Origin of the sequence: Aeribacillus sp. FSL K6-1305, from assembly GCF_038050115.1 — a bacterium.
GTDB classification, from domain to species: domain Bacteria; phylum Bacillota; class Bacilli; order Bacillales; family Aeribacillaceae; genus Aeribacillus; species Aeribacillus composti.
This window is the reverse complement of sequence record NZ_JBBOQV010000001.1, coordinates 491,849-514,677: the sequence shown is the minus strand read 5'-3', so window position 1 is coordinate 514,677 and position 22,829 is coordinate 491,849. Positions and strand designations below refer to the sequence as shown.

The window sequence follows — 22,829 nt, the reverse complement described above, 5'->3', positions numbered from 1 at the left end:
CCCTAATTTTTACTATATTTAACATTATTCGTTTATGAAACAGAAATATGCTACTTTTGCCGGCTTTCGGTCATTTGCTTCCAAACGGATCCTTTTGCTTCTTCTCCTTTTTCGATCCTTTCTATTGCCATTTTTATTTGCATTTTCACTTCAAATTCTGGATCGTCTTCCGCTTCCTTCAGTTCCTTTAAAACAGATTCATCTCCTACTTCGTACAAAAACATGGCTGCTCGCCAACGAACAAGTTTACTTTTGTCCTTCAATGCTTTCGCCATTTCAGGAATAGCCGCTTTGTCCCCGATGTCGGATAGCGCATCACCTGCTGTTCTTCTAACAGTAACGCTTTTATCTTTTAACGCTTTATAGAGCAAAGGAAGGACAGCCGGATCTTCGAGCATTCCTAAATAGACCGTTGCAAGTCTTCGTATCGATGCTTTCTCATCATTCAACGCTTTTTCCAGCACATCTAAATCTTCAAGCGTTGGATCCATTTGCTCCAAATGGGCAAACCGCTTTTGCCAATCAGGATCATCAAGCATGTCAACCGTTACTTTGTAGCTGAATCGCTTAAACGTTTCCTTTTCATCCTTTTGATGAATGATTCTATTTTTTATGCGTTCCAGCCTGTCATCCGGATAGGCTGCTGATATTTCATCGACAACCTCCTGGCCGATTGCATCCAAATCTCCGTAGCGGACGCCATGCTCCTTCCATTCCCTTTCTAAAACAACGTTGTTCGCATGCTTTTGAACTTCCATGATCATGTTTCGGAAGCGTTCAGGCAGCCCGTAGCGGCGCTCCTCATGTCCGTCTGTCAGCTTTACTTGCATCGGCAGACCGTGAAACATTTGAATAAACACTTTTACTTCGCCATATCCTTCTTCAGGAGAATAGGCGTCCTGGCTGTTATCTTCAACCTGCTCGCCGAAAATGCTTCTTACTTCTGATAAAATATCCTGCCAATGATATTTGCTGTTTCGTTCAATGGCCATAAAATCTGCAACATGATAAACCCCTTTCACCCCTTCAATTGCTAAAATGGATTGGATTTCCTTTGGTGCTTCATGAGCATTTTCTTTTTTATAATTGTTCCTTTTACCTGCCGGAAGCTCTTGGTCGAGAATTACTTTCATCGTATTAGGGCTTGGGGTAGGTTCAATCGACTTAATGTTCACAAGATGTCACTCCCTACTTCCTCTTAGCTAGTTCCATTTTAACATGCCAGTCTGCAAAATTCTTTCCAAAAGCACTTGCAGTGAAATAATGGAGAATTTACAAAAGCTTTTCGATATAAGGAGCGATGTCTTTCGGATTTGTTTGCGGAACAAATCGCTCTACCGGATTGCCGTCGCGGTCGATCAAAAATTTTGTAAAATTCCATTTAATCATCTTTGTTCCAAACACGCCTGGAATTTGTTCGGTCAAGTACACAAATAAAGGATGGGCATTCGGGCCTCTCACATCAATTTTTGAAAAGACGGGAAATGTCACACCATAATTTTCACAAAATGTTTGGATTTCTTCGTCCGTTCCCGGCTCCTGATTGCCAAACTGATTACACGGAAACGCCAGTACGACAAATCCTTTTTCTTTGTATGTTTCATATAAATTTTGCAAATCTTTGTATTGCTCCGTAAAGCCGCAATAACTTGCAGTATTGACAATGAGCATGACATTTCCTTTATACTGTAATAGTGATATTGTTTGCCCATCTGCGGTTTTTACATCAAAGTCATAAACAGTCATCACGCCTCCCCCTCCATTTACGTTGATTTTACAATACAGTCATAATAATAACAAATCTAAAATTGAAATATCATTTTAAACTATCTATAATATTAGCAAAACTTAGTCTGATCATGTTCTGTTTCGCTCTGCACATGATTCATTTTTTTGTTTTTCGATTACATTCCGGAGGTGCACATACATGCCAATTAATATACCAGCAAATTTGCCGGCAAAAGAAATATTGGAGAAGGAAAACATTTTCGTGATGGATGAAAAAAGGGCTTACACTCAGGATATCCGCCCATTAAATATTGCCATTTTAAATTTAATGCCAGAAAAAGAAAAAACGGAGACCCAGCTTCTCAGACTTTTAGGAAATTCTCCGCTTCAAGTTAATATCACGTTTTTGCGTCCGAAAACCCATACGCCAAAAACAACGGCAAAGCAGCATTTAGAACAATTTTATACAACGTTTGATCAAGTCAAGCATCGAAAATTCGACGGGTTGATTGTAACAGGGGCTCCTGTTGAAAAAATGCCTTTTAATGCTGTTAATTATTGGGAAGAGTTGACAAACATTTTTGAATGGACGAAAGAAAATGTGACATCTACTTTGCATATTTGTTGGGGTGCTCAAGCAGGCCTATTCTATCATTACGGCATCGATAAATATATGCTGCCGAAAAAATGCTTCGGCGTTTTTGAACATAAAATATCAGATCCTTCCGTCAAGCTGTTAAGAGGTTTCGATGAAATCTATTACGTTCCTCATTCTCGCCATACGGACATCGATGTGGAAGAAGTGAAAAAACAAAAAGATTTAGAGATTTTGTCTTATTCGGATGAAGCGGGTGTATGTCTTATTTCTTCGAAAGACGGGAGATTTATTTTTTTAACCGGACATCCTGAATATGATGCAACAACATTAAGAGATGAATATGAACGAGATTTGGCGAGAGGACTTGACATCGAAATCCCAAAAAATTATTTCCCTAATGACGACCCGACGAAATCGCCTTACAATCGCTGGCGGTCACATGCGAATTTGCTGTTTGTCAACTGGCTTAACTATTATGTATATCAAGAAACTCCTTATATTTGGGAATAATAATAGCAACCTGGTCGGATTAAAATACGACGTTCTGAAATTGAGGTGATGAAATCGTTTATGAATAAGCAGAAAATTTTGATCTTGACAGCAAAGTACGGAAACGGGCATATTCAAGTGGCAAAGACGCTGGAAAAGCGATGTATGGAACGGGGTATGGACGTCATCGTTTGCGATCTATATCAAGAGTCTCATCCACTCATTACTGAATTCACAAAATACCTGTATTTAAAGAGCTTTTCGTTTGGAAAACAGTTTTACCGTTTGTTTTATTATGGTGTAGATAAAATGTACAATAAACGAGTCATGAATGTTTATTACACAATGGGCAGAAAAAAACTCGAACAAGTGATTGCTGCTGAAAAACCCGATATCATCATCAATACGTTTCCAATGATCGTCGTACCCGAATACCGGAGACGCACCGGTCACGTGATTCCGACCTTTAATGTCATGACAGATTTTTGTTTACATAAAATTTGGGTGCATCAAAACATAGATAAATATTATGTTGCATGTGAAGATGTAAAAGAAAAACTTCTCAGCTTAGGGATCGACGAAAAAGACGTAAAAGTTACCGGAATTCCTATACGCAGCCGATTTGAAGAAAATATTGAGATAGAACCGTTGTACCGCAAATATGGATTAAGTGAGAACAAACATATTTTGCTTATTATGGCAGGTGCTCACGGCGTCTTAAAAAATGTGAAAGAAATTTGCGAAGCGATGCGCTATTCAGAAAACGTCCAAACCGTTGTTGTATGCGGAAACAATCATGCGCTCAAAGACCGCTTAGCCCCTCTTGCTAAAGCAAGCAGAGATCAATTGAAAGTTTTGGGTTACGTCGAAAGAGTGGACGAGCTGTTTCGAATTGCTTCCTTGTTGATTACAAAACCCGGAGGAATTACGTTAACAGAAGCTTCTTCCCTTTCGGTTCCTCTCGTTTTATACAACCCGGTTCCTGGGCAGGAAAAAGAAAACGCGGAATTCTTTGCAAAACACGGCGCTGCGGTCATCGTCAACAATGTATCTGATATGATTGATGAGGTGAACAAATTATTGCATTCACCTGATAAATTAAAACGGATGCGTAAAAATATTTTTCAACTGTACCATCCAAACGCTGTGGACACCATTTTAGACGACATAAAGTTAGAAAGTGAACGAATGTCTAAATATATTCATGAACATATTTCATAAACGAGTGTCAATAAGACATTCGTTTTTTTATAAAATGACGTCGCTTTATCGTATTAACTTCCTCGTATTACCTGGAAAATGCTTTTTTTTGCGAGAAAACAGCACCGATTTTCACGGTGAAAGCATCCTTGTCATGTAGCCGGCAATTAAGCTGATTTATTCCCAATCAATTTCCATCTTAGCGTTTTGACAAAAATTCGAATCATTGGAATAAACTTGACTTTCAATAATTGGTTAGTGTATAGTAGATATATCATTTAGCTGAATATAGGCAGCCTAAGGTTTTGAGACCTTGCTTGTTGCATTATATTCCTGTTAAATGATAAAAAATTTTTTAAGCACGGCTTTGTGCGGAAAGTATTAGGAGGAAATCGAAATATGCAACAAAATGGTAAAGTAAAATGGTTTAACAATGAAAAAGGTTATGGTTTTATTGAAGTTGAAGGCGGAGACGATGTTTTTGTCCACTTCACTGCAATTCAAGGCGAAGGTTTCAAAACCTTAGAAGAAGGTCAAGCGGTATCTTTTGAAATTGTCCAAGGAAATCGTGGACCACAAGCAGCGAACGTTGTAAAATTATAATCGATGATCATTTGATCTTCAAATATAAAAAGAGGCTTTTGCCTCTTTTTATTTTTTATTTTCGGAATTTTTATTTATTACTGAATTTTCGATCGCCGCGCTTGCGTGTCCCCCTCAAATTTTTCCCCAGCTCTTTAATTTGCTGTCCCACCGTGCATTTATTAATACAAAATGAATGGGCATATGTTTTTCCGTATTCTTTTCGAAAATGAGCTTTTAAAAAACAATTTACGCAATATTCATCCATTAATTCAGTCACTTTTTCAAATATAGCCGCACGATCTTTCATCATTCCATCTCCACTGTTTTTTATTTATCATTATGCTGTTTCACAAAAAGAGATTGTACTTTCTCGAAAATGTATCTTTCGCATTCTCAATTGAAGAGACTAATTTTTTATACCATATTCTGTTCAACCTTGCAACCGATTCACTCAAAAGGGTTTTTACAGACATTGATCGAATTGTATGGTATAATCACATCGATTTTTTTGAAAAGAAAAAGGCAGTCAAATAGATGTTTTACTTAATAAGATCAAAAGCTCCTCACATCTATTTTAAGCTTTTTTCATCCTTATCATGATCTTGATGACATGTTATATTCTTCATTTTTAAAAAAATTCCTCTAAGGGAGTGAAATTGATTGGTAGAAGTCTACATAGATGGTGCGGCAAAAGGAAATCCCGGACTTTCCGGCGCCGGTATTTATATAAAAGGAACGAACATTCAAGAAAAATATTTTTTCCCCCTTGGCTTGGCGTCATGGATAATCATGAAGCTGAATTTGCTGCATTAGTCAAAGGACTTATGATCTGCCTTGAAAAAGGATATAAGATCGTCTCTTTCAGAACCGATTCACAGGCAGTGGAGCAAGCAGTGCTTAAACGTTATGCAAAAAATCAACGCTATAACAGCCATCTTCAAGAAGCGTTAAAGCTCATCGATCAATTGGATTTGTTTTTTATTAAATGGATTCCCGAAAAGCAAAACAAAACGGCTGATGAATTAGCCAAAAAAGCATTGCAGCTTCAAAAAGGGATTGATCATGAAGGAACAACAAGCGGCTGATTTTAAGTTTTTTTGCGTTACTTATATTTGGAAACAGCATTTTTTATCGTTCAGAGGGCTTTATGTGTTAACTCATATTATTGAAGAAGAACTAACAACGTTCTGGTCTTTCATTGGAACCCTTTATTGTATTAGCACGCAATAAACTAACAACATTCGTGAACATTTAGCGGGACCTTAATGTGTTAGCGCGATAAACTAACAACGTTTGTGAACATTCACTGGAACCTTTAATGTATTAGAACACGATAAACTAACAACGTTCGGAGCATTCAGCGGAGCCTTAATGTATTAGCGCGATAAACAACGTTTGTGAGCATTCACCGGAACCTTTAATGTATTAGAACACGATAAACTAACAACGTTTATGAGCGTTCCATCAAGGGCGTGGCCCCATGAGATCATCCGCTTTTTGATCAGAGGGATGAGCTTGGTTTTTGCGGCTTCTCCTCCCTCCCGGCATCCCGCAAAAAACATTTCCACAAACCATTTTGCACGTTCTGTTAGCATCCAGAAAATAAAGACTCTTCCATAAATTTTATGAGGAACTGGGTCATCCAGTTCCTTTCAGCTTTGCTTCCGACTTACATATTCTTTTACCATTTCTTCCGTTACGTATTTTCGTTGCGGAACGATTCCGGTTGCTCTGGCCAGCTCATTCATTTCTTTTGTAATTTCGTTAATCGTTTGCACGGAAAAATGAAGCCCCTTTTCGCAAAGCTTTACAGCTTCATCGATTGCCTGCTCCCGTTTTTCTTCGAGATGCAAAAACTTTTTCACGATCTCGTGCTGGCGGTTTGAATGCTTTGTTATCTCTTTATGTACTTCTGCCATCTTTTTTCCCCCTAATTTTTAAGTTCGAGCTCTTTCAAAGGAAGAGAGGAGCTTCTGCCCCTCTTTATGAAAGCGATGTTAATTCATTGAATTTTTCTTTCATCCATTGTACATCATTTGGAGCTGTCAACGTTTTTAATCTAGCTTGAATAAATTGTTCCCCTTCTTGAATCATTTTTTCCTTCAGCTGTTCGATTTCCTTTTTCAATAATGCTTCGTAATGGCGTGCCAGATGCTCTTCAAAAGCTCTCACCGACATGTCAATCGTATCTTTCAAATTCTGTTCTAGAATATCATACAGCTTTTGCTTTTCGTTCTGCTCGAAAAATGATTTCGTATTTCGGAACACTTTATGTGCTTTTGAAACATCAAATTGAATGTAAGGGAAAACGGAAACTTGGATCCGGATTTCTTCCCATTGAATCTCTTCTATATTTGAAAACGGAACTGCTACACATTGTTTAGCAACCATGTCGGAAAGGTTCTGATTGATTTTTTGCAATATTCCGTTTAAATAATTTTCAATACGAAGTGTTGTAGCGTTCATTTCCTGCTGGAGCTGAATATTCAGTCCTTCTATCATTTCGTTAAAACAATCCATTAAAATGGCTGCTTCTCCCTTTGTGCTGTTTGTAAATTTGCCAGGATGATACGCCTCTTTAAACAGCTCCGGAAGTTTATGAAGAAGCCGCTGTTTTACGTAATAGTTCAATTCTTCCGTTTCCTGCTGGAATGTTATAACGTATTCGTCAACTGATTGCGTACGAATTAATTCCTGCATGCGATTGAGCTGATCCTTCAATTCGCGAATTTTCTGATCGCGTTCGCTTTCATCAAGCTCCAAAAGCTTGATCATATCTGAAAGTTCTGAGACCGCCTGTTGAAATTCATGTTCAGCCGCTTGAATTAAAACGGTCATCAATTCATGATGGATAAAATGTTCAAACGACTTGAGAAAATGCGGAAACTCGTCTCGAACCTTCGAAATCTTTTTCTTTTCCAATGCCTGTAAGCTTGAAACTTGAAAAAGCTTCGGCTGTCGGATTGAATGGGACAATAACATTTGCTCGACATAATTTCGAACATCTTCTGCATCTTGATCATGTTCCGCCAAATCAATTGCATTGATGATAAAAAACATTTTATCTAACGTAAAGGCGTCCTTTACAAGACCAAGCTGATCCAAAAACTGCTGATCTCCTTTTGAAAATGGATGGTTGTAGTAAGTTAAAAAGATAATGGCATCCGCATGTTTTATATATTGGAAAGCAAGTTCTGTATGCCGGCCGTGAAATGAACTCGCACCTGGAGTATCAACAAGAGTAATCCCTTTTCTAGTCAGATCACAATCATAATAAATCGTTACATCCTGAATCATACATGACCGTTCTTCTTTTGCAACAAATGACTCAAGCTCATCTGCCTTGATCCATTTCACTTTTTGATCTTCTTTTTCATAAAATGAGATTCCTTCTAAAAAGGTGTTCAGCCTTCGTTGAACCATTTCATCTTCCGTTCGTTTCATTGCTTGAAGCATCGCTTCGCGCAAACCGGAAAATCTCTCTGCCTTAAGAGAAAGCGGTGCTAGCAATTCATTAATTTCTTCTAAAATTTGCTGCTCATTTTTAAAGACTACTTCCACATCCCCGTGTTTTTTGCCATCTTTAACACCGGTTAATTTATTGATAACAGCGGTTGTTGGAGTTGGCGAGGAAGGGAAAATTTTTTCACCAATCAAGGCATTTAAAAAGCTCGATTTTCCTGCACTAAACGCGCCAAAAATTGCAATTTGAAAGGAGCGGTTCTCAATTTGAGAAAGTTTTTCTTTTAAGCGGTTGGCTGAATGCTCCAGCCCAGTCTCATTTAAAATTTCAATCCCTTTTTGCAGCTTATTTATCATTTGATCTTTCTTCGCCGCTTCATGTTTTCGTTCGGTTTCTTTTTTCTCTATTTTTTTATCTTTTCTTTGCTTTTCATTCGAAATAAGGAATTGAAGAGAATTCCATTCCATGATTTGTTTTTGCAGATGTTCGGCTTTCCATCGCTCGATATCGATATTGTCAACAGTTCCTTGACCATTTAATATGTCGGAAAGCTGTTTAAACTCATTCATAAATTGTTCTTTCTCATCAATCGCTTTAGACATTTGCATCAGTTTGACTGTAAGCTGTTCCCGCTCCTGTTTCATCCGTTCTCTTTCTGTTTGATTCATCTTGTGTAACGCTTTGATCATGTGATCGCGCAAGCTTTGAGCTTCTCGTTTGCACAATTGCTGTACAGCATTTGAAACATCTTTCCCATACTGGAGCACATATTGACCATTTAATTCAGCCCCTGGTTTGATCACGTCAAGCAGCATATTTTCATCAAATTCGATCGAAAAGCTTAGTATTTGCTGTAAAAGAGAAGGTTGGTCGATATGATGCTTTTCATAATATTTTTTCGCCATATTGATGATGTGCCATACAATTTGCGATTCCACATTTTTGGCCAGCTCTTCATAAAATTGAATAAGTGCATTTCGTTTTGCCTCTTCTGTTTTCTTTTTTGAGAAAAACAAACCAACTTTAAAATCTTTTTTCTGGGTTTCAATTAATTTTGCCGCTTTTTCCCTTGTATCATAAGGCATAAGATTGGCGTTTCTCAACAAACCATCAAGTTCTTGATCAAATGCTGCTTCAAACTGTTTAATGTCTTCATCTATCAGTTTGAGCTTCTGTTCTATTTCCGACAATTTTTGCTGGCTGTTTTGAAGCAGCTGATCAAGCTGATTCCATTCATCCAATGAGAGATGAAGACTCTCCGCTTTCTCTTTAGACAAATCCTCCTTCATTTGTTGAAGCAAAATTTTTGCCTGCTCCAATACATTTTTTCGCACTAAATGCTTTTTATTATCGACTAGCCCATTTAACCGCTCCTCTAACTGCTTAAATTCGTTTAAAGGATGCTCAGGCGATTTCGTTGTCGTATAATAAATATTTTCCTTTTCAATTCCGATAGCTGTCAGCGAGGCTTCAATGTTTGTTTTAAACGTTGAAAAAGGGATTTCATCTTCTTGATGCTTATCAATTTGGTTGATGATGACGATGATCGGTTTATTCATCCCCCTCAGCTTTGACAAGAAAGAAAAATTCAGCTCCGACTGAACGTGATGATAATCCGTCACATATACGATGTAATCCGCTAAATGGAGCGCCGATTCTGTTCTTTTGCGATGATCGTCATCCGTCGAATCAATTCCCGGCGAATCTGTTAAAATCAGATGTTCACGAATCGTAAAATAAGGCCGTTGAATAAATACTTTTTCAATTTCATTTTCTTGTTTGCACAGCTTGCTGATCAGCTCATTATCCAAATCGTCTTTCGATTCATACATTTTGCCATTAAACAGATGCACACGGGTCAAACGTTCGCCTTTCGCCAGCATGACGATATTGGAGCTGGTCGGAAGCGGACTCGAAGGCAAAATGGTTCCGTTTGCAAGCTTGTTTAACAGCGATGATTTTCCTGCCGAAAAATGGCCCATAAATGCAATTTGGATTTGATCCTGCATCTCTTTTTCAATTAATTCTTTCCATTTTTGTTTATAGGAAGCTTTGACTTCTTTAGGAAGCTTTTCAAATATTTGAATCAAGCTGCTGATTTGTTCTTGCTCAACTACATTTCCCATACCTCAGGCTCCTTTTCGTCAATTCCTCATGTTGATTTTACCATATTGCCCGTAAATGAAGGCAAAAAAATTATTTTCAGGAGCCTGGATCAAGAAAAAACCCGCTTCGCTTCCTCCCAAGCGACTGTTAAAAAGCTCAGTTTTCCCATAAAAAAGAGATTGACGGTTTTTTGCCAATCCCCGCTATGTAATATATGAAAAATTTATTTATGAATTTGAATCGACTCGCTTCAAAACATATCCGATTAAAATGCTATAAATCAAAACCGTACTACCGACAAAAAGCATTGTCATGTCGTCACAGCCTTTCTTGAGAATGATTTTCATCATTAATTAAAGAATAACATGAGTGAAAATCATTTTCAATAGTTTTTTCGAAACGAAGTTTTAAATTTTAAAATTTTACATAAAAAAACCAGCCAAAAATGGCTGGCACAAAATTTATTATTTAGTGATTTCGATTAACAAATCACCTGTTTGAATAGCTTCTCCGCTCTTCACATAAATATCTTTAATAACACCTGCAAATGGAGCTTGAACAGTCGTTTCCATTTTCATTGATTCAGTGATCATTAAATGATCGCCCTTATTTACTTTTTCGCCTTTTTCTACCAAGACTTTAATTACTGTTCCAGGCATAGACGCTCCAATATGTTCAGGGTTTTGCGGATCTGCTTTGACTCTTTGCTGAACAGTTGATTTGATGCTCTCGTCTTTAATGACAACCTCACGCGGCTGGCCGTTTAATTCAAAGTACACGATCCGCGTTCCATCAGGCTGCGGTTGGCCAATGGAAACTAGCTTCACAATCAGCGTTTTTCCTTTTTCTATTTCCACTTCAATTTCTTCGCCTAAACGCATTCCGTAGAAGAATGTCGGTGTATCTAAAACAGAAATGTTTCCATATTGTTCATATGTTTTCAAATATTCCGTGAACACTTTTGGATACAGTGCATAAGCAATCGTCTCGTAAGGCGTCGGCTCACGATGGAGCAGCTGCTCCAGCTCTTCTTTTAATGCTTGGAAATTAACCGGCTCCAATAGCTCCCCAGGTCTAACTGTAATCGGCTCACGGCCTTTTAAAATCACGCGCTGGAGCTCTTTCGGAAAGCCTCCGTACGGCTGGCCGAGATATCCGGCAAAAAATTCAATGACTGAATCTGGGAAGTCAAGCGATTCTCCACGCTCATATACGTCTTCTTCCGTTAAATTGTTCTGAACCATAAAGAGCGCCATGTCACCAACAACTTTTGATGACGGAGTTACTTTAACAATATCGCCAAACATTTGGTTGACGCGGCTGTACATTTCTTTCACTTCCTCCCAGCGGTCACCCAAACCTACAGCCTTCGCCTGCTGCTGTAAATTGCTGTATTGTCCGCCAGGCATTTCATGTACATAAACTTCTGAATGAGGAGCTTTCATGCCGCTCTCAAAGTCTTGATAATATTTGCGAACTTCTTCCCAATATTGAGACAGCTTTTCCAATGATTGAATGTTAACATTCGGTCTTCTTTCCGAACCTTCAAGCGCATAATATAAAGAATTGGCACTTGGCTGAGAAGTTAAACCGGCCATTGAGCTCAACGCTGTATCTATAATATCGACTCCTGCTTCGATCGCTTTGGCATATGTGTAAATGCCGTTTCCGCTTGTATCATGTGTATGCAAATGAATTGGCAGATCGACCGTTTCTTTTAACACTGAAATAAGCTCATATGCCGCCTGTGGCTTCAACAGTCCTGCCATATCTTTAATGCCTAAAATTTGTGCGCCTGATGCTTCCAATTCTTTTGCCATCTGTTTGTAATAATTCAAATCATATTTTCTTCTTGTTGGATCGAGAATATCCCCTGTATAACAGATGGCTGCTTCGGCAATTTTTCCGGTTTTACGGACGGCATCGATGGCAAGGGTCATCCCTTTTACCCAGTTTAAGCTGTCAAAGATTCTGAACACATCAATGCCTGCTTCCGCTGATCTTTCGACAAATTCTTTAATTACATTATCTGGATAGTTTTTATATCCGACAGCATTCGATGCGCGCAAAAGCATTTGCAGAAGCAAGTTTGGCACATGCTTTCTGACAATTTGAAGTCTTTCCCACGGATCTTCTTTTAAAAAGCGATAGGCAACATCAAACGTTGCTCCTCCCCACATCTCAAGCGAAAACAGGTTTGGAAGCAATCTCGCAGTAGGTTCAGCAATCTTTTTAATATCATTTGTACGCACGCGAGTTGCCAGCAATGATTGATGAGCATCTCGGAAAGTCGTATCCGTCAACAGCACTTGTTTTTGTTCTTTTACCCATTTAACAAGGCCGTCGACTCCTTCTTTCTCTAAAATTTGTTTCGTTCCTTCTGGAATAGGCTCCGATAAATTTACGTGCGGAATTGGTGGCTCATCAAATACTGGTTTTTTCTTTTTCCCGATGCCTGGAAAACCGTTCACCGTCACATTCCCAATATATGTGAGCATTTTTGTTCCCCGATCTCGTTGTTTCGGGAAAACGAACAGCTCAGGTGATGAATCAATAAAGGACGTATCATATTCTCCAGATAAAAATTTCTCATGTTTAATGACATTTTCCAAAAAAGGAATATTTGTTTTTATTCCGCGAACTCGAAATTCTCTTAAATTTCGAATCATTTTTCTGGCAGCTTGCTCAAACGATAGCGCCCATGTCGATACTTTTACAAGCAATGAATCATAATAAGGTGTAATAACAGCGCCTTGGAAGCTGTTTCCGGTATCCAATCGAACGCCAAAGCCGCCTCCGGAACGATACGCCATAATTTTTCCAGTGTCCGGCATGAAATTGTTCAGCGGATCTTCCGTCGTCACCCTTGCTTGAATAGCATATCCCCATGTTTTAATGTCTTCCTGTCTTGGAATTCCAACTTCCGGGCTGTGAATTGAGTGGCCTTCTGCCACAAGAATTTGTGTTTGAACGATATCTATCCCTGTAATCATTTCAGTAATCGTATGTTCTACTTGAACACGCGGATTTACTTCGATGAAATAAAAGTCATCTCCGGAAACTAAAAATTCCACCGTACCTGCATTGACATAGTTGACATTTTTCATTAACCGTACAGCCGCTTCGCAAATTTTATCCCTTAATTCCTGCTTTAAAGAAACGCTTGGAGCAACTTCCACGACTTTTTGATGACGACGTTGGACAGAACAGTCCCTCTCATAAAGATGAACAATGTTTCCATCGTGGTCACCAATGATTTGCACTTCAATATGCTTCGGATTTTCGATCAGCTTTTCTACATACACTTCGTCGCTGCCGAATGCAGCTTTTGCTTCCGATTTAGCTCGTTCATAAGAATCCTTTACTCCAGCCTTTGAACGGACTATGCGCATACCCCGGCCTCCGCCGCCAAGAGCAGCTTTAATGATAAACGGATACCCGTATTCTTCACCAAACTGAATCACTTCATCCAAGCTTTTGACTGGACCGTTGCTGCCTGGAATGACTGGAATTCCGGCCTTTTCCGCCTGATGTCTAGCTTTCACTTTATCGCCAAACATATCTAAGTGCTCTGTTCTAGGGCCGATAAAAATGATTCCGGCTTCTTCGCATTTTCTAGCAAATTCGATATTTTCAGATAAAAAACCGTATCCGGGATGAATAGCATCCACGTCATGAGCTTTTGCAATTTCAATGATACCGTCAATATCGAGATATGCTTCGATCGGTTTTTTTCCTTCGCCAACTAAATAAGCTTCATCTGCTTTATATCGATGATAAGAACCTGAATCTTCCCTGGAATAAATTGCAACAGTTCGGATATTCAATTCATTGCAAGCTCGAAATACCCGAATCGCGATTTCTCCACGGTTTGCTACTAAGATTTTTTCAATTTTTCTGTTCGTCATATAAATCCCCCTTGCAGTGTATATTAGATTTTCAAGAAAATAAAATTAGAGCAGCATATGGCGGAACGATTACATGCTTGCAATTTCTTTTTCTTTTTTATATTGCTCCCGGTAATTGACAAACATTGAAACATTCACTAACAATCCCATCGATATTAATAGTACTAATAACGATGAGCCTCCATAGCTGACAAACGGCAATGTAACACCAGTGATCGGGATCAGCCCTGTCACTCCTCCCAAGTTGACGGCCGTTTGAATGGCGATCATACTTGAAACTCCTACGGCAATCAATGTACCAAAGGGGTCGGTGCATTTTCTTGCAATATAGAGGCCTTTTAAAACGATAAACGCCAAAAGCGTAAGAACAAATAATACACCGAAAATACCTAGCTCTTCCGCTACAACGGCCATAATAAAATCAGTGTGCGCTTCCGGCAAATATCCGTATTTTTGCACGCTTTCCCCCAGCCCCAGTCCAGTAAGACCTCCGGATCCGATCGCAATATATGAATTGACGAGCTGATAACCTGCTCCGTCTTCATGTTCAAATGGATCCGTATACCCTGTAAAGCGGGAAAGACGTTCTTTACTAAAAATATCATCGGCCTTAAATAAAATGAGCGGACTTAGCAGCAATAAGAAAAATAAAGCAAGCAATACTAACTTTAACATGTTTTTGATGCCCATACCTGAACATAAAATAATAGACAAGGCAATCATTCCAATAATGAATGATGTCCCAATGTCAGGCTGAAGCATAACAAAAACGCAAATCAATACGGTAAAGATTACCGGAGGCAATGCTCCCTTTCCAAAGTGCCATATGTACGATTGCTTTTTTTCGTATACAGCTGATAAATAAATAATGGCGGAAAGCTTGACAAATTCTCCCGGCTGAATGGCTCTTCCGGCAACTTTAAACCAGCTTTGCGAACCGCCGGCAACATGTCCAAAAATAAATAACAGCCCGAGAACAGCAATCGATCCAAAAAACAAAATTCTTATAAATTTTCCGTTCAGCAGAGCGCGGTACGGAAAAAACATCATTACTAGAAAAGCTATCGTTGCAAGCAGGAGCGAGGACAATTGCTTGCGAAAAAAATAATCGCTTTCCGTATAATACCTCGTGACTGCCATGATCATACTTGAACTGTACACCATGACCAAGCCGAAACCGCATAATAAGAAAACTGCTAAAATAAGCGAATAATCATATGATTTTAAAATTCGTTTCAACATGTTCATCTTCCTTACGACTTGCTGCTCTTCTTGTTGCAAAATAAATACACAGTCATCGTTTTCATAAGTGTAAAGAAAATTTATTTTCTATTATACTTTGAACAATTCATTTTCTCAATGGCAAAATAAAAATTGCGAAGGAACACCTATTGTGGAAGGTCGATATGATAAATGGAAAAGATAAAATAAAAGCCCAAACCTTTTTTTTACCGGTTTGAGCAAGCTTTTTATTTTCGTACAAATGCCTCGTGCAGAGCTGACAGCTCACGCTCAAGCTCATCAAGCAGAGCTTTTCCCTCGCGTTCTTCAATCAGGCCCAGTCTGACAGCAAAGTCAATTTCCCGAGATAATCCGAACATTTGCGTATCTAAAACCTCTTCATAAAGAGGACATTGAGGCATTGTCAAATTGTCCATTTGTACTTTAATCAATTTCATGATTTTATCTGCATCCGCCTTTAAAAGCGAAAGAGCCTTTTCCCGGTGACTAAGAACCATTTCAAATGATGCCATCTGAATCCCTCCGTTCCCCATTAAGGAATCCCTATTCTATCTATTAATATTAAATGTTATAAAGGAAAATTGCAAGGAAACACGCGACCTCCTTCCCTAATAATTTTAAAGTTGTTCATATATATGTATGAACCTTCCAAAAAAATGCTAGAAGAATTTGTCTGATTGATTTGCCGCGTCATGACTCAGCCGCCTGACTGTCGCCTTTTTGAACTGAAATGGACAACGGAATGTGACAAAATCCATAAAAGCGCTTATACTTTAACGTGGAGGGATGCTCATGAGCGATATTATTCAAATAAAAGGGAATGTAAAATTTCCAATTACTTTGGACCCAGGTGTTTGGATCTTTGATGACCGCCGCATTGATTTAAATACATATTTTGATCAAGGCCGCAAAGAGGAAAACATAGAAGAGGACTATGTGAAAAAAACAGCAAATCAATGGCAACGGGAGATTCAGGAGGGAGCTGTATTTCCGCCTACTTTAAAAACGGAACAAAAATTTGAAAAAGAAAAGGTGCTTACCGGGACTTTCGGCATGCCGCTTAAACCGTTTTTATCAAATGCTGAACCGTTAACGAACGCCAAAACGGTCGTTTTTGAAACCGAAAACGGCGAAGTCGAAATGCCGATTGAAAAAGCAGAAGAATGCATTTTGGCATTTAGCAAGGAAGGAAAACCGCTAAAAGAAGACGGCCCTGTCCACATCATTTACGGAGATGGCTCGAACCGCCATGATCCAATTAAAAAGGTGAGAGCAATAATCGTAAAATAATTTTTGGGGGTGTCTAATAAGTCGTTTTTACGGCTTATTGACGCCCCCATTAATGTTTTGTTTTAGAAACGTTGATATATCGGTGTTTATTACTAATGGCGATTTGACTTTCTGGACAGTCCTTTTATTTCCATTGCTCACAATTTGAGAATCGCAAATGTTAGAGCAAAAAATCTTTTTGGGTGCTGCAAAGAGCTAAAGATAAATCAGCTTCTGCAAAGCTCACACTTTTATCTCTGACCCCTGAGGCTTTTGAAACTACAACATCTCACTTTTTCATAACAAATCTGCTGCTATTTGCGCCAATTGGGATCGTTCGCCTTTCAGTAATTTTACATGCCCCGCAATTGCTTGATCTTTAAATTTTTCCACTACATAGGTCAACCCATTGTTATATTCATCTAAATAAGGATGATCAATTTGTCCTGGATCCCCCATCAACACAATTTTGCTTTTTTCGCCAACTCTTGTTAAAATCGTCTTCACTTCATGTTTCGTCAAATTTTGCGCTTCATCGATGATGATAAATTGTTCCGGGATGCTCCTGCCGCGAATATAAGTCAGCGCCTCCACCTCGATCGAATTCATACCTGCTAAAATCGCATCAAGCTCGCCAGCTTTTTTCGTATTAAATAAATATTCTAAATTATCCCATATCGGCTGCATCCAAGGCCTCAGTTTTTCTTCTTTTTCTCCCGGCAAAAAACCGATATCTTTTCCCATTGGAACAATTGGTCTGGCGACAAGAAGCTTTTTATATGATTCCATGTCTTCTGTTTGCATCAGCCCGGCCGCTAAAGCCAAAAGCGTTTTTCCTGTACCTGCTTTGCCGATCAAAGTCACGAGCTGAATATCGTGTCTCATTAAAAGTTCGAATGCCATCGTTTGTTGAACATTTCTCGGCTGAATTCCCCAAACATGGTCATGCTGAAAAACAAGCTTTTTCAATCTTTTCCCTGTTTTATCGACAATCCCAATGGCAGATGATTTGCCTCCTAAAGCATCCTTCAGCAAAATAAATTGATTCGGATAAAAAGGATGATTGGTTATTTCCGACAGCAGCAGCTCATTTTTCTCATAAAATCGGTTTAAGTTTTCCATACTTATGTAAAGGTCAAGAAACCCTGTATAGATATGGTCAATTTCTACTACACGATCGCTCAGAAAATCTTCAGTATGAAGTCCAATCGCATCTGCCTTCACTCTCACTAAAGCATCTTTGCTGACTAAAATTACCGATTTTCCATCTTTCTTTGATTGCTCTTCCAGTGATAAATTTTTGGCTACTGCCAAAATTCGGTTATCATTTGTTTTTTCCACGAAAATCTCCTGCAGATCATGAAACGAACGATGATTTAATTCAATTCTTAAAGATCCGCCGTTTGGCAGAGGAATTTTTTCGTGCAATTTCCCTTGTTCCCTCAACTGATCAATGATTTTTGAAACTTGGCGCGCATTTCGTCCAACTTCATCCATATATCTTTTTTTGGAATCCACCTCTTCAAGAACAACGGCAGGTATTACAACTTCGTGCTCATCAAAGGAAAAAATGGAATTCGGATCCTGCAACAAAACATTCGTATCCAGCACATATATCTTGCCCAATCTTTCTTCCTCCCTCATCCGAAATTATTGGAGGCTTCCTTAGCTAAAATATATGTCTTTATGAATAAAGATAGAAGGTTTATTAAACAATAAATAAAGAAAGATGCTGCCTAAGCCGATGTCTTCTACAATCCAGTCGGGAGTTAACTCCGAAAGATTCAGGCTTCTTTATAAGTTTTGTAACTAGAACCAATGTTATTCGTCAAAGACGGAAGCACGAAATAAGTAATGGATTACTTTACACCTTACTTGTAAGAAAAGGAGTGATAGCATGCGCAGCTTTTTGATGTTTATTTTGCTTGTCGGCTTATATTTAAACGGTTGTTCCACAAACGAAAATGCACGAGAGGAAAATCGTGGTGAAAACTATTCAAGAACAATTACTGTCAAAGATTCCGTGCGGGAAAATGTTGATCGCAAATCCGGCCAGGAAATCGCCCGCCGCTTGGCAAAAATAGCCGAAAATGTTCCAGATGTAAATGATGCAACTGCAGTTGTTCTTGGAAATTATGCAGTCGTCGGAATTGATGTCGACAAAAAGCTGGATCGTTCAAAAGTTGAATCGATTAAGTATTCCGTTGCAGAATCATTAAAAAACGATCCTTACGGGGCTTATGCTGTAGTTATTGCCGATCCAGACACAAATGAACGAATCCGCCAAATTGGAGAGGAAATTCAAAACGGCCGGCCCATTGGCGGCATTCTAGATGAGCTCGCTCAAATCGTCGGAAGATTGATGCCGGATCTTCCTGGTGACGCGACAGACAATCAACAAAAGCAGCCGATGAATGAAAAAGATCAGCTTCCGAAGTCAAAAAATCAAGAGCTGAATAAAGAACAGCGTGATCAATCAAACCAAAAACAACAATAAAGACATTAAAACGCTTAAGTCCGAAGCTTAAGCGTTTTTCATTGCTTGTGCGCCCGGCATGGGTGTAATCTATAGGGTGAAAGTCCCGAGCTGCGAAGGCAGAAGTAGCAGTTAGCTTAACGCAAGGGTGTCCGTGGTGACGCGGAATCTGAAGGAAGCGAGCGGCAAACTTCCGGTCTGAGGAACACGAACTTCATATGAGGCTAGGTATCACTGGGTGAGTTTGCAAGACAAAACAAAGCCCTTTCTGCCGAAGGTGATACAGAGTAAATGAAGCAGATGGATGGAAGGAAAGATTACACTCTTACCCGGGGAGGTCTGGCGGATATGTGAAGTACGCTTCATAACCTACTTAGTGATAAGTAGCTGAACCGTCAGAAGTCAGCAGAGGTCATAGTATTAGTTGGTCTAGAACAACTAAGAAGGACCGAACAATTAAGAGAGAATAGCCCTTGGCATTCAGTGAGTCATGATGAACACAGAAAACGTAGTACCTCACTTGAGGGAGGAAGCGGTGAATCCCGTGGGAGATCTCTTGGAGGGTGGAGTGACCACTGGCATAAAGAGAACAGCTATTCACGGAAGTTATAAAGACTTGCGTCAATTATCTTAATTGAACCGCCGTATACGGAACCGTACGTACGGTGGTGTGAGAGGACGGGAGTTAATCGCTCCCTCCTACTCGATTCAACACCTTTTAGTCAAAATCCGATGATATTTTGTCATATTTAATAAAATAACAACTCATAAAACATTGTTTCACTATCGACCTGCGCGGCTGAAGATCAGTATGTCTATTCATTTTAATAATAGCTTGACTATCGCCGGATGATTCACGATCCCAAGTCGGAACGGAAATGCAAATGGCTCTGGTTTGGATAAAGAGTATTGACCTGTCTCACAATGTTTTTTGCAATGCTCGAAAGTGGCTCAATAGCTTATTTTTCTGTCTTTTCTTATAGAAATTGTATTGTGTGTAAGTCCTATAAAGCCGCTGCTGGCTTGATTCTTTTGCAAAGTTGCAAAAGAAATTGTGTGAGCGGAAGCAAAACGTGATATACTATGCGAGAGGCGAGTGAGTATAGAGGCGTGTTGTCTGAAAGCAATCCAAACTATCATCGAAGCCTTTTGATGCTGAGACGAACAACGTTGTACAAAGCTTAAAAATTTGATTAGAAAGTGTGAGAAGCAAGATGAAAGTCAAATGTGTTTTATGCGATAAAATCGAAACAATTGATGACGAATCATTGAAGGCAAAACAGCTGAGGAATAGACCGATTCATACATATATGTGCAATACTTGCTATAATCGAATTACGGAAAAAACAAACAAAAGACTATCAACCGGAAAGTTCCGTTTGTACCGCGAAAGAAAAATGAATGAGCTTTTTTGAGAACAGAAAAATACTCAGAAAAAAGTTAAACAGATGAAGGTGGTGCGCACTGGCACATACCGACATCTGTTTTTATTTTCTTTAAAGCTATGTGTTGTTTTCATTTTTTTTCGAATAGTAAAGCCGAATTTTATATATGCTTAAAATAAGGACAGCGACTACCAATCCTTCTGCAATCGGCAGAAAAATTGCCAAAAACGTCAGCACCGTACAGCCCAAAGCGAGAAATAAATAGATTATAGCAGACTTTAAAATCGGGAGCTTCTTAGCAAATCCCAGTTTATATACAATAATTGATAAAATCAGAATGGTAATATACAAATACCACATTCCGACATCATGCTGCTCATGAACACGGAAAAGACGCGCAAAAAAAGACAGCCTTTCAATTACTTGTTCTTCTGTCACTACGTCCCTCCCCCTTTCACTCATTAGCTTTGATTTGACAGTTTTTTCTTTTTCGCTGCTTTTTCCCTCTCGTTTTTATCCAAGATTTTCTTTCTTAAACGAATCGATTGAGGCGTGACTTCACAATATTCATCATCATTTAAATATTCAAGTGCTTCTTCCAACGACATGATCCGAGCTTTTTTCATTCCGACCGTTTGTTCTTTCGTCGAAGAACGGATATTTGTTTGTTGTTTTACTTTACATATATTTACAACAAGGTCATTTTCACGATTATGTTCACCGACAATCATCCCAGCGTACACGTCTGTTCCGGGTTCAACGAAAATCGTTCCGCGATCTTCGACCTGTTGAATGCCATAAGAGGTAGCTTTTCCAGTTTCCATTGAAACAAGAACCCCTTGACGCCTTCCGCCAACTTGTCCTTTTTGCATAGGCTGATACAAGTCAAACGAATGGTTTATGATGCCGTATCCTCTTGTTAAAGACATAAATTCGGTCGTGTAGCCGATTAATCCGCGCGATGGCACCATAAAAATCAAGCGGACTTGTCCATTTCCGTTATTGATCATGTCGACCATTTCCCCTTTGCGCGCGCCCAATGATTCCATGACAGGACCTGTGTATTCCTCTGGAACGTCCACCTGCACCCGTTCAACCGGTTCGCAAAGTACTCCATCGATTTCTTTTACAATTACTTCAGGCTTCGAAACTTGCAGCTCATACCCTTCCCTGCGCATGTTTTCAATTAATATGGATAAATGAAGCTCGCCTCGCCCTGATACTATCCATTTATCCGGGGAATCCGTCGGCTCCACTCTTAGCGAAACATCTGTTTGCAGTTGTTCATGCAGCCTTTCTTCGATTTTTCTCGCCGTCACATATTTTCCTTCTCTGCCTGCGAAAGGACTGTTGTTAACTAAAAACGTCATTTGCAGCGTCGGTTCATCAATCCGAAGAACAGGTAGCGCCTCTTGATGATCAACTGGACAAACCGTTTCCCCGACATTAATGTCTTCCATTCCAGAAACAGCGACAAGATCACCAGCTTTTGCCTGTTCAATTTCCAATCGTTTTAATCCTTTAAATCCAAACATTTTCGTAACACGGAAATGCTTCACACTTCCGTCAAGCTTCATTAATGCGACTTGTTGTCCGACTTTCATCTCTCCGCGAAAAATGCGGCCGATGCCGATCCGCCCAACATAGTCGTTGTAATCCAGCAGCGCCACCTGGAATTGAAGGGGTTCTGAGCTGTTATCAACAGGTGCAGGAATATGTTCGATAATCGCATCAAATAGAGCTTCCATATTTTCATCCTGTTTAGTTGGATCTGTGCTTGCCGTTCCGTTGATGGCCGAAGCATAAATAACCGGAAATTCTAATTGATCATCGTTTGCATCAAGCTCAATAAACAGCTCAAGCACTTCATCGACAACTTCTTCAGGCCGGGCAAACTCTCTGTCAATTTTGTTCACGACGACAATCGGTGTTAAGTTTTGTTCCAACGCTTTCTTCAAAACAAATCTTGTCTGCGGCATGCAGCCCTCATAGGCGTCGACAACTAGCAGCACGCCATCGACCATTTTCATAATTCGTTCTACTTCTCCGCCAAAGTCGGCATGACCAGGCGTATCTAAAATATTAATGGTCGTTCCTTTATATTCAATCGCCGTATTTTTGGCTAAGATGGTGATTCCGCGCTCGCGCTCCAAGTCATTGGAATCTAATGCGCGCTCCGCCACTTGTTCATTTTCCCTGAACGTTCCTGATTGGCGAAGCAATTGGTCAACCAATGTTGTTTTCCCATGGTCTACGTGCGCGATAATAGCAATATTGCGTAAGTCGTTTCTAACTTTCACACTGTCATCTCCTATTTGCTAAACTGAACCTAGGCTATTATACCATAAATACTGTGGAAACGTTGAACGTTTTTCGATAA

The 22,829-nt window shown here is 39.4% G+C and carries 17 protein-coding genes and 1 pseudogene; 7 read left to right on the top strand and 11 right to left on the bottom strand.

What is annotated here, in order from left to right:
* Positions 1-50: 50 nt before the first annotated feature.
* Positions 51-1,175: a conserved virulence factor C family protein gene (locus NST97_RS02390; protein WP_066250259.1), complete on the bottom strand. Its 1,125-nt coding sequence runs from the start codon at positions 1,173-1,175 to the stop codon at positions 51-53.
* 97 nt (positions 1,176-1,272) lie between these two features.
* The gene (locus NST97_RS02385; protein WP_063389670.1) at positions 1,273-1,746 is read right to left on the bottom strand and encodes a glutathione peroxidase; all 474 of its coding nucleotides are present in this window, start codon (positions 1,744-1,746) and stop codon (positions 1,273-1,275) included.
* A gap of 181 nt (positions 1,747-1,927) precedes the next feature.
* On the opposite strand from NST97_RS02385, the gene metA reads away from it, so the two are divergent.
* From metA to cspD, 3 genes are all read left to right on the top strand, one after another.
* Positions 1,928-2,836, top strand: a complete 909-nt coding sequence (gene metA, locus NST97_RS02380) for a homoserine O-acetyltransferase MetA (RefSeq protein ID WP_063389669.1) — start codon at positions 1,928-1,930, stop codon at positions 2,834-2,836.
* 60 nt (positions 2,837-2,896) lie between these two features.
* On the top strand, positions 2,897-4,036 hold the full coding sequence (locus tag NST97_RS02375; protein ID WP_063389668.1) for a diglucosyl diacylglycerol synthase: 1,140 nt from the start codon (positions 2,897-2,899) through the stop codon (positions 4,034-4,036).
* A 378-nt stretch (positions 4,037-4,414) separates the two neighbouring features.
* Positions 4,415-4,618 (top strand): cold-shock protein CspD, encoded by a 204-nt coding sequence (gene cspD, locus NST97_RS02370; protein ID WP_063389667.1) that lies wholly within the window; start codon positions 4,415-4,417, stop codon positions 4,616-4,618.
* 70 nt (positions 4,619-4,688) lie between these two features.
* On the opposite strand, the gene NST97_RS02365 is transcribed toward cspD, so the two are convergent.
* Positions 4,689-4,907 (bottom strand): zinc-finger domain-containing protein, encoded by a 219-nt coding sequence (locus NST97_RS02365; RefSeq protein WP_157728045.1) that lies wholly within the window; start codon positions 4,905-4,907, stop codon positions 4,689-4,691.
* 353 nt (positions 4,908-5,260) lie between these two features.
* Here NST97_RS02365 and NST97_RS02360 point away from each other — a divergent pair.
* Positions 5,261-5,685, top strand: a pseudogene (locus NST97_RS02360) (reverse transcriptase-like protein).
* 567 nt (positions 5,686-6,252) lie between these two features.
* Here NST97_RS02360 and NST97_RS02355 read toward each other — a convergent pair.
* The 5 genes from NST97_RS02355 to NST97_RS02335 form a co-directional block, all read right to left on the bottom strand.
* On the bottom strand, positions 6,253-6,519 hold the full coding sequence (locus tag NST97_RS02355; RefSeq protein WP_130158285.1) for a DUF2533 family protein: 267 nt from the start codon (positions 6,517-6,519) through the stop codon (positions 6,253-6,255).
* Positions 6,520-6,583: 64 nt separating this feature from the next.
* Positions 6,584-10,189, bottom strand: coding sequence for a dynamin family protein (locus NST97_RS02350; RefSeq protein WP_341342887.1), 3,606 nt, complete (start codon positions 10,187-10,189; stop codon positions 6,584-6,586).
* Between the two features lie 444 nt (positions 10,190-10,633).
* Entirely contained in the window at positions 10,634-14,077 is a 3,444-nt protein-coding gene (gene pyc / locus NST97_RS02345; protein WP_341342886.1) for a pyruvate carboxylase, read from the bottom strand.
* 69 nt (positions 14,078-14,146) lie between these two features.
* Positions 14,147-15,319 (bottom strand): FtsW/RodA/SpoVE family cell cycle protein, encoded by a 1,173-nt coding sequence (locus NST97_RS02340; protein ID WP_066250250.1) that lies wholly within the window; start codon positions 15,317-15,319, stop codon positions 14,147-14,149.
* A gap of 227 nt (positions 15,320-15,546) precedes the next feature.
* Entirely contained in the window at positions 15,547-15,831 is a 285-nt protein-coding gene (locus NST97_RS02335) for a YlaN family protein (protein WP_063389660.1), read from the bottom strand.
* 280 nt (positions 15,832-16,111) lie between these two features.
* Between NST97_RS02335 and NST97_RS02330 the strand changes: the two genes are divergently transcribed.
* The gene (locus NST97_RS02330) at positions 16,112-16,609 is read left to right on the top strand and encodes a peptidyl-prolyl cis-trans isomerase (protein WP_341342885.1); all 498 of its coding nucleotides are present in this window, start codon (positions 16,112-16,114) and stop codon (positions 16,607-16,609) included.
* Positions 16,610-16,885: 276 nt separating this feature from the next.
* Here NST97_RS02330 and NST97_RS02325 read toward each other — a convergent pair whose 3' ends face one another.
* The gene (locus NST97_RS02325; RefSeq protein WP_375338794.1) at positions 16,886-18,232 is read right to left on the bottom strand and encodes a PhoH family protein; all 1,347 of its coding nucleotides are present in this window, start codon (positions 18,230-18,232) and stop codon (positions 16,886-16,888) included.
* Positions 18,233-18,485: 253 nt separating this feature from the next.
* Here NST97_RS02325 and NST97_RS02320 point away from each other — a divergent pair, with 253 nt between their 5' ends.
* Positions 18,486-19,085 (top strand): YhcN/YlaJ family sporulation lipoprotein, encoded by a 600-nt coding sequence (locus tag NST97_RS02320; RefSeq protein ID WP_066250243.1) that lies wholly within the window; start codon positions 18,486-18,488, stop codon positions 19,083-19,085.
* Between the two features lie 1,193 nt (positions 19,086-20,278).
* A complete protein-coding gene (locus NST97_RS02315; protein WP_341342884.1) occupies positions 20,279-20,479 on the top strand; it encodes a YlaI family protein in 201 nt (66 codons plus the stop codon).
* 87 nt (positions 20,480-20,566) lie between these two features.
* On the opposite strand, the gene NST97_RS02310 is transcribed toward NST97_RS02315, so the two are convergent.
* Both NST97_RS02310 and typA read right to left on the bottom strand, forming a co-directional pair.
* Positions 20,567-20,887 (bottom strand): YlaH-like family protein, encoded by a 321-nt coding sequence (locus NST97_RS02310; protein WP_232515525.1) that lies wholly within the window; start codon positions 20,885-20,887, stop codon positions 20,567-20,569.
* Between the two features lie 23 nt (positions 20,888-20,910).
* A complete protein-coding gene (typA, locus tag NST97_RS02305) occupies positions 20,911-22,749 on the bottom strand; it encodes a translational GTPase TypA (RefSeq protein WP_341342883.1) in 1,839 nt (612 codons plus the stop codon).
* Positions 22,750-22,829: the final 80 nt, after the last annotated feature.

Bases quoted from the DNA above. Each gene is read 5' to 3' on its own strand.
- NST97_RS02385 (WP_063389670.1), bottom strand. From the start codon at position 1,746: ATGACTGTTTATGACTTTGATGTAAAAACCGCAGATGGGCAAACAATA.
- metA (WP_063389669.1), top strand. From the start codon at position 1,928: ATGCCAATTAATATACCAGCAAATTTGCCGGCAAAAGAAATATTGGAG.
- NST97_RS02375 (WP_063389668.1), top strand. From the start codon at position 2,897: ATGAATAAGCAGAAAATTTTGATCTTGACAGCAAAGTACGGAAACGGG.
- cspD (WP_063389667.1), top strand. From the start codon at position 4,415: ATGCAACAAAATGGTAAAGTAAAATGGTTTAACAATGAAAAAGGTTAT.
- NST97_RS02365 (WP_157728045.1), bottom strand. From the start codon at position 4,907: ATGAAAGATCGTGCGGCTATATTTGAAAAAGTGACTGAATTAATGGAT.
- NST97_RS02355 (WP_130158285.1), bottom strand. From the start codon at position 6,519: ATGGCAGAAGTACATAAAGAGATAACAAAGCATTCAAACCGCCAGCAC.
- NST97_RS02350 (WP_341342887.1), bottom strand. From the start codon at position 10,189: ATGGGAAATGTAGTTGAGCAAGAACAAATCAGCAGCTTGATTCAAATA.
- pyc (WP_341342886.1), bottom strand. From the start codon at position 14,077: ATGACGAACAGAAAAATTGAAAAAATCTTAGTAGCAAACCGTGGAGAA.
- NST97_RS02340 (WP_066250250.1), bottom strand. From the start codon at position 15,319: ATGTTGAAACGAATTTTAAAATCATATGATTATTCGCTTATTTTAGCA.
- NST97_RS02335 (WP_063389660.1), bottom strand. From the start codon at position 15,831: ATGGCATCATTTGAAATGGTTCTTAGTCACCGGGAAAAGGCTCTTTCG.
- NST97_RS02330 (WP_341342885.1), top strand. From the start codon at position 16,112: ATGAGCGATATTATTCAAATAAAAGGGAATGTAAAATTTCCAATTACT.
- NST97_RS02325 (WP_375338794.1), bottom strand. From the start codon at position 18,232: ATGAGGGAGGAAGAAAGATTGGGCAAGATATATGTGCTGGATACGAAT.
- NST97_RS02320 (WP_066250243.1), top strand. From the start codon at position 18,486: ATGCGCAGCTTTTTGATGTTTATTTTGCTTGTCGGCTTATATTTAAAC.
- NST97_RS02315 (WP_341342884.1), top strand. From the start codon at position 20,279: ATGAAAGTCAAATGTGTTTTATGCGATAAAATCGAAACAATTGATGAC.